This window comes from Bacillus seohaeanensis (assembly GCF_042684945.1).
GTDB lineage: Bacteria > Bacillota > Bacilli > Bacillales > Bacillaceae_B > Rossellomorea > Rossellomorea seohaeanensis.
Genome location: NZ_JBHUMF010000030.1, coordinates 288021 through 302496, shown reverse-complemented (window position 1 = coordinate 302496; position 14476 = coordinate 288021). Strand labels below are relative to the sequence as shown.

The window sequence follows — 14476 nt, the reverse complement described above, 5'->3', positions numbered from 1 at the left end:
AAAAATTGTCATTCGGTGTCGACAGTAGTAAACTACGTATAGTGTGTAAAAAAATGAAATGCCTTATATAGGAAGGGATTCTATGTCATCAAAATTAATAAGAGGAACGTTCATTTTAACGCTAGGAACGATTATCTCTAAATTACTTGGATTATTTTTTGTAATACCGTTTGATGCTCTATTAAAAGGTCATGAAGAAGGAGCATCCCTTTACCAATACGGTTATGTTCCATATACAATTTTTTTAACGATTGCAACAGGCGGTTTACCGCTGGCAGTATCTAAGTTCGTTTCAAAATATAATGCAATTGAAGAGTATGCTGTTGGTAGACGGTTGTTCAAATCGGGACTATTAATGATGGTAATCACCGGATTTGTCTCTTTTCTCCTCATGTTTGCTTTTGCACCTATTTTTGCAAGAATTACGATCCCCAGTGATGAACAAGTTATTTCTGTTAAGCAAGTAACGACTGTAATTAGAGCTGTTAGCTTTGCTCTTATTATTATTCCGTTTATGAGTTTGATTCGCGGATTTTTCCAAGGTCATCAATCAATGGGTCCGACAGCAGTATCTCAAGTTATCGAACAAATTGTAAGAATTGTATTCTTGCTTGGTGGAATATATGTTGTGTTACATGTAATGGATGGGTCAGTAACGACGGCAATCAGTATCGCAACATTTGCTGCTTTTATCGGTGGAATCGCAAGCTTAATTGTGTTGTTATGGTATTGGTTTAAACGAAAACCATCCTTAGACGAATTAAAAAAGCAAGATAAAGGGGAAGTAGATGTTTCTTTAAAAGATATGTATAAAGAAATCATTACCTATTCTGTTCCATTTATTTTTGTTGGTCTAGCAAATCCTCTTTTTCAAATAGTAGATCAAGTCACATTCAATCGGGCAATGGCTTCTGTAGGAAATGCTAGCAATTCAGATGCAGCTTTTGCGGTTCTAAACTTCTTTAGTCATAAGTTAGTTATTATTCCTGTATCTTTAGCAACAGCCTTTTCTATGACCTTAATCCCACTTATCACAACATCGTATACAAGTGGAGACCGAAAAGGGATGAGCCGCCAAATTGATCAAACCTTTCAAATTCTATTATTTCTAACAGCACCTGCGGCGATAGGAATCGCATTATTAGCAGAACCTACTTACACATTGTTCTATCATCCAGATTCACTAGGAACAGAAGTGTTAAGAAGTTATGCACCTATAGCAATATTATTTGCCTTATTTGCTGTTACAGCGGCAATTATTCAAGGGATTGATCAACAAAAGTTTACGATTTTCAGTTTACTTGTCGGCTTGTTGTTGAAACTGAGTTTAAACATACCATTGATAAAGCTAATGGAAACACAAGGTGCTGTGTTAGCAACGGCAATCGGATATTTTGTAGCAATTTTAATTAATTTATATGTTATTAAAAAGTTTGCAAATTATCGTTTTCAATTAATAATAAGAAGAACATTGTTTATCGGAAGTTTAAATGCTGTAATGGCGTTGGTCGTATGGGCACTCTATACATTATTAGAAAAATTTTTAAACCCAGAAGCTACCGTTTCAGCAATTATACTAGTAGCTGTTTGCGGAATAATTGGTGCAGCAGTCTATTTTTATTTAAGCTTACGTAGCAAGTTAGCGGAACGCCTCTTTGGGGAAAAGGTTATTCGCGTTCGTGAGAAACTTAAAATCGGCTGAAACAGCATAGAAAGAATGGGCAATTGCCTAAGGAGTTGAAACTTGTGAGAATTGATAAGTTACTTGCCAACATGGGATATGGAAGTCGTAAGGAAGTAAAAAAGCTTTTAAAAGCTGGTGGATTAAAGGTGAATGGTGAGGTAATTAAAGATGGTAAAGAACAGGTAAACCCGGAAGCTGATACTGTAGCATTATATGGAGAGGAAGTTCATTATCGGGAGTTTATCTACCTAATGATGAACAAACCTCAAGGGTTAATTTCTGCGACAGAAGATAATCATGACGAAACCGTAATAGATATATTGGAAATGGAAGATCAAGTTTTAAATCCGTTTCCGGTTGGAAGGCTTGATAAAGATACAGAAGGATTATTACTTATTACAAATGATGGACAATTGTCCCATCAGCTCTTATCTCCAAAAAGACATGTTCCGAAAACTTATTTTGCTGTAATTGAAGGGGAGGTTACAGAAGTAGATGTTGAGGCGTTTAAACAAGGGGTTACTTTAGATGATGGTTATAAAACAAAGCCTGGTCAACTGACTATAGTAAAACAAGGAATTACTTCGGATATTGAATTGACAATAACGGAAGGGAAGTTTCATCAAGTAAAAAGAATGTTTGAAGCAGTTGGTAAAAAAGTAATGTACTTGAAACGTATTTCTATGGGGCCGCTAGCATTAGATGAGAGTCTAGAGCTTGGGGAATATCGTGAATTAACAGAGGAAGAAGTGACGATGTTAAGAGAATATCGTCCATGAGAAACCAAGGGGATGCTGCGGTAATCCCCTTGGTTTCTTTAGTATAGGTGAATGGCTGTCAGGGCTAATCCATCCACTTCCGTTTTTCTATATGTCCAGCTCCAGCGGCTAGGGGCTTGAGATCATTTCCGGTAAAACAGCTAAGGGGAAAGAGCGACCCCCTGCTGTGTTACCGGAAATGCTTGTCGCTCCTAATCAAGCCGCTTCCGCTTTTCATTTTAAGATATTTTCACTTTTTTATCTGTTGTTGTCCATTGGCCGCGACTTGGGCTTTCTACTAAGTCGTTATAGGCTAGCACATTCAGGTCCCTTTGAATGGTACGAGGAGTAATACCGAATTCGTCCACTAGATCTTGTGTTGTTACTGTACCTTTTTCGTTAATGTACATGTAAACTGACTTGATACGAGTTAGCATTCGATTTGTTGAAGGTTTCAAAGAACCACTCCCTCATCTTATTTACGTAAGGCAAGGACTACGGACTGTCACTAAGATTCTCTCTTTTTATTGACTATGTAATTCTCCGCGTCGTAGACAACCCCTTTTCGGATTTAGCAGCTATAGACTCGAAAGTATCTTCCGGAAAGCAGGGAAATCGGTTGTTTTCCCGAAGATACTTGTCATATCCAACTAAGCCACTTCCAATTTTTTAGAATCATAAGATGTCAGACAATTATATTGTACCCCTCTTCCTTAAAAAATTCTAGGAAAATGTCCAAATTTACAAATAATTCATCTTCCTTTTCTAGTTCCCTTATATTTAAACTATGAAAGTAAATGATTTTAATGAATATTAATTGAAATATTTGACTACTTTTTCAACTTGAGTTCGTATAACAAATAGGGGGGGATTGTATGGAACTATTAACTGTATCGATAATATCTGCAGGGTATGACGAAAGGGCAGCAGTTATTAGAAATATCGACTTTTCTATAAAAGAAGGGGAGCTTGTCGGAATGATAGGCTCGAATGGAGCTGGAAAAAGTACAACAATCAAAACGGTGCTTGGGCAACTTTCTCATTATAAAGGTACAATAAACTTTCATGAAAATGAAGAATACGCTTATATTCCGGAGAGACCGATTTACTATGATGAACTTACATTATGGGAGCATATAGAATTTATTGGAGGTGTGGAGGAGATTCCTTATGAAAAGCTTCAAAAACGGGGAACAGAGCTACTAAAAAAATACCGATTATTAGATGTTGCGCACCAACTGCCATCTAGCTTTTCAAAAGGAATGCAACAGAAAGGAATGATTGTGCTAGCACTACTTACCAATCCGAAATTACTTATTATAGATGAGCCATTTATTGGACTGGATCCTAATGCGACGAAGCTTATGCTCTCTTCATTGGAGGAAATGCAGAAAAGTGGGACAGGTATTCTTATGTGTACACATGTGTTAGATACCGCTCAAAGAGTTTGTGATCGTTTCATTGTAATTGAAAAAGGGACAAAAATTGCTAGCGGCACCCTTTCGGAAGTTTTAAAGGAATGCGGTGTTACAGAAGGTGGGACATTGTATGATTGTATCCCTGAAGAGGGAGTAGATTTAGGTGACTAGTATCCAACTATTTTTTAACAGATGGAAGGAAGGAATTGTCTACCAGTACAATGTGGTGAAAACAGTTGCAGATTGGACAATACAATTATATTTAATTATTCCTTCCTTGTTTATCGGGGCACTGATCTACCGTTCTTGGTGGATGGAGACACCAGCTTGGATCGAAGAAATTCCGATAATGACATTTTTCTTCATTCCCTTCTTTTGGATATGGTTCGGGAATGTTCGTATTTATATTCAACGAGCAGATTTTATCTTTTTATTAAAGCACCGTAAGTTGTTTGAGGGATTGAAAAAATGGGGAGTGGTAACAAGTTTCATAATGCAATCAATCATTCAACTTCTTGTAGTGGGGCTACTCTCCCCATTTTGGTTTTTGCATTATAATCTTTCTTTAAGCCAATTTTTTCTGTTTGCCATGATTGTCGTTTCTGCCAAATGGGTTGTATTAGCGATAAAGCCAATTATTTTTATGCAAAGTTCTTTATGGAAGAAAGTTCTATGTAGTTGTATTACGCTATGGGGACTAAGTTTGTATTGGCTGTTGTCTTTTCGTTTAGTGCTTATTACTTCGCTATTACCTATTATCATTAGTGTTTTGTTATTAATAATTTCTGGTTTGTTACTTGTTCATTTTAAAGTTGGTCATAGATATCATCATTACAATTTACTTTTTGAGGAAAAACAAAAGGTGAAGTGGATTAATCTTATTTTTATGACGTCGCAGGATATTGACGTGCCAGTGAAAACTCCTAAGAAAAAGAAGCCATGGTTTGCTAAAGTAAGTTTAAAGTCTAAAAGAACTTCGTTGACAAGTTTATTAGAGATGTTCGGGAAGGTTCTTATTCGAAATTTTTCACATTCTGCTTTATATATGCAAGCAATTGGTCTTTCAGTTGCCGCACAATTTATTATCCCTCCACTTTGGTTGAAGTTATTCGTAATGGGGGTGGTATATATAGCGGTATTGATTTGGAATGATCAGCTATGGAATCAATTCATTACGAAGCATCCACTTGGAGGCAAATATAAAGAGAAAGAAGTATTTTTTAAAGCGAAAAAATTTACATTATCTGTTGCATGTTTGCCATTGGTAATAGAACTGCTGATTATACTTGTACTAATTATATAACTCTATAATCAAGGTTACCTGGCTTACGTTCCACATTGTTCTAGGTTTCACTTTGCTTTGCTTTACTCCCTAAAAAGATTACAATAATATTAATATAAATACATAGTGAATAAAGGAGATGCCTTATGCAGATAAATTGGATGGAGGAAGTTGACAAGAGGAAAGAAGGTTTATTTAGTGATTTGCAAAAACTTTTACAAATAAAGAGTGTCTTAGATGAAGAAAATGCAACAGAGGCTGCTCCATTAGGAAAAGGTGTGAAGGAAGCACTTCAGTACCTGCTTGATCTTGGTGAAAAAGATGGTTTTATACCCAAGAATGTTGATCATCTTGCAGGTCATTTAGAGTTCGGTGAGGGGGATGACCTTCTAGGGATACTTTGCCATGTTGATGTTGTTCCCGAAGGAGATGGATGGAGTGTTGACCCGTTTGGTGGGGAAATAAAGGACGGGAAAATATATGCCCGTGGAGCAATTGATGACAAAGGACCAACGATGGCTGCGTACTATGCAATGAAAATTGTAAAAGAATTAGGTGTCCCATTAAACAAAAGAGTTAGAATGATTATTGGAACAGACGAAGAAAGTGACTGGCGTTGTGTAGAGCATTACTTTAAGAAAGAAGAAATGCCAACAATGGGATTTGCACCTGATGCAGACTTTCCGATTATTTATGCTGAAAAAGGGATTGCAGACTATGATTTAGTACAACAAAGGAAAACAGATTCCACCGATGAGACTTCTTCTATTACTGTTCAATCGTTTCAATCTGGAAGACGATACAATATGGTTCCGGACTACGCGATTGCAAAGTTGGTGATGGAAGAAGATCATACAAGATGGATTCAAAAATTCCAGAGTTTCACAGAGCAAGAAGGAGTAGAAGGCAATTATTACGTGGAAAACGGTGCGCTTGTTCTAGAAATAAAAGGCGTTTCTGCGCACGGAATGGAACCTAAAAACGGTAAAAATGCCGGCTTGTTTTTAGCAGCATTTTTAAACAGATTGCCATTAGATCATACTGCTAAAAACTTTTTTGCGTTTACTACTGATTATTTTTATAAAGAATCAAGAGGAAACTATCTTGGTGTGAACTTCCGTGATGATATTACCGGAGATTTAACAATAAATGTTGGGAAATTAGAGTATAACGAAAAAGCAGGCGGCCGTTTGGGATTAAATATGCGTTATCCTGTTACATTCGATTTAGAGACTGCAAAAGAAAAACTCGAAGAAATAGTAAGCGAAAAAGACTTTGTAATTGAGAACTTTTCCAATTCGAAACCTCATCACGTGTCTAAAGATGATGTTTTAGTTCAAACATTAAAAAAAGTGTACGAAGAGCAGACAGGTGAAGAGGGAGAATTATTAAGTATTGGCGGAGGCACATACGCTCGTTCTCTTGAAGCAGGAGTTGCATTTGGAGCATTATTTCCTGGAAGAGAAGACATCGCACACCAAAAAGATGAATACATGTATGTGGAAGACTTACTAAAAGCTACAGCAATCTATGCTCAAGCTATCTATGAATTAGCTAAATAGTAAAGAAAAGTGAAAGCGGCTTATTCAGCACGTGAAGGAAATCATCTTTTTCACAGCGAGCTAGCCGTAGGACAAAAGTAAAAGGGAGAGAGGCGTCATGAATACTGTTTTTTTGAACGGGCAACTTGTTGATCGCGGGGAAGCGAAAGTAGATATAGAAGACCGTGGCTACCAATTTGGTGACGGTATTTACGAAGTTATTCGCATTTATAATGGTGAGCCTTTTACAATGAAAGAACATATGGATCGTCTTTATGAAAGTGCTAATAAAATTCAAATAGACATTCCGTTTTCAAAACAAGAATTTACGGAAAAACTTATCGAGCTTGCTATTTTAAATAAGGTCAACGATGGAATTATTTACCTCCAAATTACGCGAGGGACTTCAGCTCGCCAGCACCATTTTCCTGCTCCTGAGGTTAAAGGGAATATTGTGGCATATACAAAGGAAATGGCACGTCCTGTTTCCAAAATGGATGAGGGTGTAACAGCAAAACTAGTGGAGGATGTCCGTTGGCTTCGTTGTGATATAAAGAGTTTAAATCTGCTTGGTAACTTGCTGGCTAAACAAGAAGCTGCTGCTGAGGGTCATTTTGAAGCAATCCTTCATCGAGGTGAGACAGTCACAGAAGGATCTTCTTCTAATGTATTTATTGTTAAGGATAAAGTTATTTATACGCATCCTCCAACCAATCTTATTTTAAATGGAATCACAAGAAAAGTTATTCAAAAAGTGTGCCAGGAGAATAATATAACGTTCATTGAAGAGGCTTTTTCTATTGCGCAACTACAAGCAGCTGATGAGGTATTCATGGCTAGCACCACTTCAGAGGTCATGCCAATTATTAAAGTGGATGACAAAGTGTATGGTGAAGGGAAAATAGGTCCTGTAACAAAAAAATTACAATCTCTTTTTCAGATGCAAATGGAGTCTTAGATGAAATAAATAATTTGAAAGTGAGCTGCGTGGAACTGTAGCTCACTTTTTTTATAGGCTCTTTTCTCATAGATTGTTGCTTTCATTTATGAATTTTTCCCGATGATTTCCGCTACGGGCACTTGACTCTTCGGGGAGGATTGGGAGTCTCTTAGAAAAGCGGAAGCGGCTCGTTCAGTTCTGACAAGCATAATACGAGTATTATGGAAAGGCGTTTTTTTCCTTTTTGGGATGACTGACTTATGTCCTCGAGGAGCTAGCCGCTGTAGCTGGACAAAATAAAAACGGACCTACCATTTGGCAGATCCGTTAACGAAAAATTGAGGCGAGCAACCAAACTCCACATAGTTTGTACCTAAAAGGTGCGTTGCTCGTCTTACACAATTCAGCTCATCGCTTTAGTAATATAACACGTAATAATTATATATACAAGCCCTTTTTGAAGATACTTTTTCTCTACAGGTCATTTCGTACTAATTATTCAAAGCGAAATAAATCACTTGAAAGATATCTTTCCCCTGTATCACATGCAATACAAACAACGATATCTTCAGGGGATAATCTTTTTGCAACTTGTATAGCAGTATAGCATGCCGCACCGGAAGATGGGCCTACTAAAATTCCTTCCTCACGTGCCATACGACGGGTAGTATCATATGCTTCGTCATCTTGAACTTGGTGAATTTCATTAAAAATATTTGTATTCAGTATTTCAGGAACAAATCCTGGACTAGTTCCGACAAGTTTATGTTTACCTGGTTTTCCCCCTGATAACACAGGAGATCCTGCTGGTTCGGCAACATGGACTTGTAAATCTGGATATTTTTCTTTTAATACTTCCCCTGTTCCTGTAATGGTCCCGCCTGTCCCAGCTGTTGCGACAAAAGCAGAAAGGGGTTTTCCAATTTCCTTCATTGCTTCGATAATTTCGAGTGAAGTAGTTTGTCGGTGTGCTTCTGGATTCGCGTTATTTTCAAACTGCATTGGCATAAAGCTATTCGGAATTTCTTCTGTTAGCTCTTTTGCTTTTTTGATAGCACCAGGCATTTTATCTTCCCCTGGTGTTAAGACGACTTTTGCTCCATATGCCTTTAGCAAATTAATTCGTTCTTGTGTCATTGTATCAGGCATTACAAGTATTGCTTTATATCCTCGTGCAGCAGCATTCATTGCTAACCCAATCCCAGTATTTCCACTCGTAGGTTCAATTATTGTAGAACCTTCTTTTAATAAACCTGCTTTTTCAGCTTCGACAATCATTTGAAAGGCAGCACGGTCTTTTACACTCTTACTTGGATTATAAAATTCTAATTTTACGTATATTTGTGCACCATTCTCAGGCTGCAGGCGATTTAATTTTACTAACGGTGTATCACCGATTAAATCAGCTATATTTTGAACTACCTTCATGGTTCAACTTCCTTTCAAAAATATTCTACTTATAATAGTACTAATTCAAACAGAATCTATCAAATAACTGGACTTAGAACTAAAAGATTAAGCAAAGGTACTCTTAGTGAAACTATCCATTCAAGGAGAAAATCATTCGCCGACTGGAAGTTTGACTTTTACCCCGCATTAACTGACGGTAATCCCCTCATGCTTCGGGGAACCGTCAGTAAATGCCCAGTTAGTGGAAACTAACCAGTCGTGGAGAAAACCACTCCCCGACTGGAAGTTTCACTTTTAAAAACATATCATTTTGCTACAATAAAAATAATAATATAAAAGGACGGGGCTTTAGTTGAAAACACATTTTTTCTTTGCAGTACCGCTACCAACTACTTTAAAGCAAAAAATACATTCATCCTTAGTTGATTTGAAAGAAGAATCTTTCTTTAAAAAATGGGTACATGAAGAGGACTATCATATTACGTTAGCTTTTCTCGGTGACGCACCAGAAGAAAAGCTAGATAAAGCGAAAAGTATAGTGCAGAAGGTTGTGGATTCTTTTCCACCTTTTACAATTAAAACAAATAATTTTGGAACTTTTGGTAAAAGGGAGTCGCCTAGAATCTTTTGGCTCGGGTTGGAACAGTCTACGCAATTAGCCGACTTACAAAAGCTGGTTTATAATGCTTGTATGGAAGCGGGGTTCTCATTAGATAAAAAACCATTTAATCCACATATTACAGTAGCTAGGAAATGGAACAAAGACGAAGCTTTCACATCAAAATGGCTTGAAAGCTTTCAACCAGAGCAATCATTAACGATAGATGTAACAGAATTTGTATTGTTTCAAACGCATTTAAATAAAACACCAAAATATGAACCAATCTATACTATTCCTTTAAAATAAAGTGACACTTCCATCAGTGGGTGATTTTCCCCCTGATGGTTAGTTAGAGTAGGAGAAAAAGGGCAAGGTGAAAGGACGAGAGAGTTTGGCACAATTAGTGAAACTACAGGATTATGTATCTAGATATGAATTTGATGTTTATAGATATCCTTCCCAATTTGTACGTTTAAAAAAACAACAATGGGAAAAAGTGAAATATCAATGGGAAAGTGGGGAAATGGAGGAAAAGCCGGTTACCCCAGAAATCATAGAAATAGAGAAGGTAAGTGTAAAAAACAAACTTTTCTCGTTTCTTAAGAAAAAAGAGGAAGAAGCCTCTTTGCCAGAAAGGGAAGTATACAAAGAACCGGAAGATGAATTAGAGGTTGATATGGGGATTTATACAGACATACAATCACTTGAAGAATTAAAGAAAATTTTTCTTGACCAAATTTTTAAGTTTCAATTGAAGTGGGCAAGTTCTACTATTTTAGAAAAATCTTATGTCGATAACAGTTATCATTATGATGAACGTTTACGTTATCTGTTGCAAAGGTTTCCAGATAATACTTTAGTTTTTTATTGCCCTATTCTGAAAATAAAAAACGCACCTGTAGAATTAGAAGTCATTTTACTTACACCAACAGAGGTCTGGCTGTTATCGTTTTTAGAATTTGAGGATGGAGCAGCGTATATTGGCTCTCCAGAAAGGTTTTGGACGAAAAAATGGGCAGAAAAAGAGGAGAAAGTGCTAAATCCAGTAATCTCTTTAAAAAGAATGGAGAGTCTTATTGGACAAATATTGAGCCATGCAGAAATAGATCTACCTGTACAGAAAGGTCTTATTAGTAGAAATGGGTACATTGACTATCCACGAGCTCCAATAGGAATTCAATTTATTGATAAAAGAAGGCATGACCAGTGGTTTCAACAATTACGGAATTCGCGCTCTCCGATTAAAGGAGTTCAGTTAAAGGCAGCACAAGCATTAACGGAGTATTGCACAACTACATCCTTCCGAAGGGTACAGTGGGAGGATCATTCTGTTGTAGATGAACAGGATGAAGAATAAAGATGAAAACAATCTTTATTGTTAATAGGAATGCAAAGAATACATATTCTTTGCATATATGGGAACGTCTAGAGAAGAAGTTGGACGCAGGATGCGAAGTTTTTAAAACATCTTCTAGTTATGAAGTTGCGGAAATTATTAATAAAGAACGAAAGAAAAATCCCAAAGGCCCCCTTTATATCATAGGGGTAGGAGGGGATGGGACGATTAGTTCTGTTATCAACAATGTAATTGGACAAAAGAATATATATGTAGGTTATATTCCTGCTGGAAGCGGAAATGATTTTGCTAGAGGATTTACATTGCCTCAAAATGGCAAGGAAGCTTTTGAATGGGTGAAGCATTGCCAAAACAAGGGTAGCGCTAAGTCCTTTGATACTGGTTTTTTTCAATTAGAGAAGGGACGAAATGGGTATTTTGTGAATAATATGGGTATAGGTTTAGATGCATTAATTGCTGAAAAGGCAAATAGCTCTAAATGGAAAAAGCGTTTAAATAAGTGGTCTTTAGGTAAATTAGTGTACCCTTTTATTCTTTTGAAGGAAATTATCGGGTTTCAACGGTTCTCTCTTAATGTGACGATAGACGAGAAAAACACGTCTACTTTTTCTAATGTTTGGTTTCTGACGGTCGCAAATCAACAATACTTTGGCGGAGGAATGAAAATTGCACCTAATGCGGACCCTGCTGATGGAGAATTGGATATTATTATAGTATCTGGACTTGCAAAATGGAAATTGCTGTTATTGTTTTTATCCGTTTTTCAAGGGAAACATACCTCTATTAAAGGTGTAAACATTTTAAAAGGTGAATCGGTAAAAGTACAAACGAATGCAAATATGCCTGTGCATTCTGACGGAGATTCGATTGGCGAAGCAGTTGCAAATAAAGAATTAAACATAACGGTCAAGCCAAATAGCTTTCAAATGATAAGGTTGTTTTCGTAAAGTTTGTTGCTTTTTAACGAAAAACTAAGTTTAACCTACTGAGTTGATTCTCGCTGCGGGCACTTGACTCCTGCGGGAAGAGAGGGAAGTGGGAGACCCCACAGGCGAAGCCGATGTCTAGCTCCAGCGGATAGCTCGCTGTGAAAAAGATAAAATTCCCAAAAGGCAAAAAGCGCCTTTAGGAAATTTTCCTATTTTCTTCACGAGCTGGGCAAGCCGCTTCCGCTTTTCTAGAAGGCTCCCATTCCTCCCTGAGGAGTCTTGTGCCCGTAGCGGAAATCAACGGGCTGAATTTATAAGTAAAAACAACAATCTATGAGAAAAGAGCCAATGATAAAAAGAATTGGGTGATAGAATGTTAGTCATCAATCGGCTTTATGAAGCTTTTTTAGACGATATTTATACAATAACAATCTTGCTTCCCTATTCTTATTATGATGGGAAATCAACTGAGTTTTTTATCAAAGATGAGGGTAATTCGCTTGAAATAAAAGAAACACAGGCTTTGGCTGAACATATGAAATACATTTGTAGCCTTTCTACAGAACTCGAGTTAGGGAAAACGCACGTGATTATTGATGAACATGGGAATGAAACGGACCTGCAAATTGGTGCAGTTATTCGTAGTCCGCAGTTTGATGAAAAGTATTACTACGATGGAAATGATTTAGGTGTAACGTATGTGGATGGACATACCACTTTTAAAGTATGGTCGCCAACTTCAACAGCTGTAAAAGTAAGACTGAAAAAACAAGAAACGGATGAAGTAAAGCAATATGACCTTTTGAGACAAGAAAAAGGAATTTGGGAACTTGTAATCAAAGGGAATTACGATGGCTTTTTATATTCTTTTCTTACATGCAACAATTTAATTTGGAATGAGCTTATTGATCCCTATGCCAAATCTGTATCCTTCAACAGCCAATGGGGATGCATCGTAACCAAAGAGGATCCTCAAGTTCTGGTTAAGCCATTACCAGCCCTTTCTTCTCCAACAGACGCAATTATATATGAGCTTAATATTAGAGACTTTTCTGCTCATCCTGATAGTGGAATGAAACATAAGGGAAAATACTTAAGTTTTACTGAGAAAAATACAAGGACTTCTAATGGCTATAGTACAGGTGTTCAATATTTAAAAGAACTTGGAGTGACTCATGTAGAACTGTTACCCGTAAATGATTTTGGGGGAGTAACAGACGACAAAGAGGAAACACGCTACAATTGGGGATATAACCCTTTGTACTTTAATGCACCTGAAGGAAGTTACAGTTTAGCTCCAGAGAATCCACATGAAAGAATAAATGAATTGAAACGATTGATCCAATCTCTTCATAAGGAAAATATTAGAGTAATATTAGATGTTGTGTATAATCATGTATTTATAAGAGAAGAATCATCATTTGAAAAATTGGTTCCAGGCTACTTTTTTCGACATGATGAAAATGGGATGCCTGCGAATGGTACAGGAGTAGGAAATGATTTTGCTTCAGAAAGGTTAATGGCAAGAAAATTCATTGTGGATTCCATTGAATATTGGTTAACAGAATATGGAGTTGATGGTTTCCGTTTTGATTTGATGGGGATCTTAGATGTAGATACAATGAATTGTATTCGAGAAAAGGTGGAAAGTGTTCTACCAAATGCGATACTGATTGGAGAAGGATGGGATTTAAACACCCCTATTCCACAAGAAAAAAAAGCAAATCTTCGAAACGCTGATAGGATTCCAAATATTGGTCAATTTAATGACAGGTTTAGGGATACGATTAAAGGAAGTACATTTAACCTGTATGACAAAGGATTTGCTCTAGGGCGTGGGCATTTAGAAAATAAGGTAATGCATGTACTATCAGGGAGTATTGGAAGAGATGAACAGGAAAGGGCTTTGTTCAAAGAGCCTGTTCAATCTGTGAATTACGTTGAATCACATGACAATCATACACTTTGGGATAAATTAAAGGCTTGCTTACAGGAAGATAATTCAAGCCTTATGAAACGTCATCGTTTAGCCACTGCTGCTGTCCTTTTATCTCAAGGTATTCCATTCTTGCACGCAGGACAGGAATTTTACCGAACGAAGCAAGGGATAGAAAATAGCTATAATTCAGGGGACGATATTAATCAATTGAACTGGAGTGATAGAGAAAAATATAATGATTATGTTCAGTTTGTACAAGAATTGATAAAAATAAGGAAAAGTCATGGGGCTTTTCGTTTTCCAAATGTGGAATTAATCAAACAGCATGTTCAGATGAAATCGGAAAAAGATAATCTTATAACGGTTCATTATCAAAATGTCCGTTCTTATGGTCCGTGGGCAGAAATTTTGCTGATTTTCACCTCGGATATAAATTCAGTACAGTATTCACTTCCAAAAGGAGAGCAATGGATGTGTTTAGCGAATGGAGAAAAGGCAAGTATAAATGGAATAGGAATAAATAAAACATTTAACATGTTGTTAGAGCCCGTCTCGTCTTATGTTTTAGTAAGATAGACATAGGATGGTGCTTGACGAAAAATGTGTATGATATTAAA

At 36.9% G+C, this 14476-nt stretch carries 12 protein-coding genes; 10 read left to right on the top strand and 2 right to left on the bottom strand.

Going from position 1 to position 14476, the window contains the following annotated elements; translation table 11 throughout:
• Window positions 1-82: 82 nt before the first annotated feature.
• Window positions 83-1702, top strand: a complete 1620-nt coding sequence (locus tag ACFSUL_RS12955) for a putative polysaccharide biosynthesis protein (RefSeq protein ID WP_377936043.1) — start codon at window positions 83-85, stop codon at window positions 1700-1702.
• Window positions 1703-1746: 44 nt separating this feature from the next.
• Window positions 1747-2463: a pseudouridine synthase gene (locus ACFSUL_RS12950; protein WP_377936041.1), complete on the top strand. Its 717-nt coding sequence runs from the start codon at window positions 1747-1749 to the stop codon at window positions 2461-2463.
• Between the two features lie 218 nt (window positions 2464-2681).
• Here ACFSUL_RS12950 and ACFSUL_RS12945 read toward each other — a convergent pair whose 3' ends face one another.
• A complete protein-coding gene (locus tag ACFSUL_RS12945) occupies window positions 2682-2900 on the bottom strand; it encodes a DeoR family transcriptional regulator (RefSeq protein ID WP_071410994.1) in 219 nt (72 codons plus the stop codon).
• A gap of 417 nt (window positions 2901-3317) precedes the next feature.
• On the opposite strand from ACFSUL_RS12945, the gene ACFSUL_RS12940 reads away from it, so the two are divergent.
• The 4 genes from ACFSUL_RS12940 (at window position 3318) to dat (ending at window position 7641) form a co-directional block, all read left to right on the top strand.
• Window positions 3318-4031: an ABC transporter ATP-binding protein gene (locus ACFSUL_RS12940; protein WP_377936038.1), complete on the top strand. Its 714-nt coding sequence runs from the start codon at window positions 3318-3320 to the stop codon at window positions 4029-4031.
• Window positions 4024-5163 (top strand): ABC transporter permease, encoded by a 1140-nt coding sequence (locus ACFSUL_RS12935; RefSeq protein ID WP_377936036.1) that lies wholly within the window; start codon window positions 4024-4026, stop codon window positions 5161-5163. Before ACFSUL_RS12940 ends, ACFSUL_RS12935 begins: the two co-directional genes overlap by 8 nt.
• Before the next feature lie 125 nt (window positions 5164-5288).
• On the top strand, window positions 5289-6704 hold the full coding sequence (gene pepV, locus ACFSUL_RS12930; protein ID WP_377936034.1) for a dipeptidase PepV: 1416 nt from the start codon (window positions 5289-5291) through the stop codon (window positions 6702-6704).
• 97 nt (window positions 6705-6801) lie between these two features.
• Complete coding sequence (gene dat, locus ACFSUL_RS12925; protein WP_377936032.1) at window positions 6802-7641, top strand: D-amino-acid transaminase; 840 nt, start codon at window positions 6802-6804, stop codon at window positions 7639-7641.
• Window positions 7642-8118: 477 nt separating this feature from the next.
• Here dat and cysK read toward each other — a convergent pair whose 3' ends face one another.
• A complete protein-coding gene (gene cysK, locus ACFSUL_RS12920) occupies window positions 8119-9051 on the bottom strand; it encodes a cysteine synthase A (protein WP_377936030.1) in 933 nt (310 codons plus the stop codon).
• A gap of 334 nt (window positions 9052-9385) precedes the next feature.
• On the opposite strand from cysK, the gene thpR reads away from it, so the two are divergent.
• From thpR to pulA, 4 genes are all read left to right on the top strand, one after another.
• Entirely contained in the window at window positions 9386-9940 is a 555-nt protein-coding gene (gene thpR / locus ACFSUL_RS12915) for an RNA 2',3'-cyclic phosphodiesterase (RefSeq protein ID WP_377936028.1), read from the top strand.
• A gap of 85 nt (window positions 9941-10025) precedes the next feature.
• The gene (locus ACFSUL_RS12910; RefSeq protein WP_377936026.1) at window positions 10026-10991 is read left to right on the top strand and encodes an NERD domain-containing protein; all 966 of its coding nucleotides are present in this window, start codon (window positions 10026-10028) and stop codon (window positions 10989-10991) included.
• A gap of 2 nt (window positions 10992-10993) precedes the next feature.
• Window positions 10994-11938 carry a diacylglycerol/lipid kinase family protein gene (locus tag ACFSUL_RS12905; RefSeq protein ID WP_377936024.1) on the top strand — a complete coding sequence of 315 codons (945 nt, stop codon included), beginning with the start codon at window positions 10994-10996 and terminating at the stop codon, window positions 11936-11938.
• A 355-nt stretch (window positions 11939-12293) separates the two neighbouring features.
• Window positions 12294-14435 carry a type I pullulanase gene (gene pulA, locus ACFSUL_RS12900; protein ID WP_377936022.1) on the top strand — a complete coding sequence of 714 codons (2142 nt, stop codon included), beginning with the start codon at window positions 12294-12296 and terminating at the stop codon, window positions 14433-14435.
• Window positions 14436-14476 lie beyond the last annotated feature (41 nt).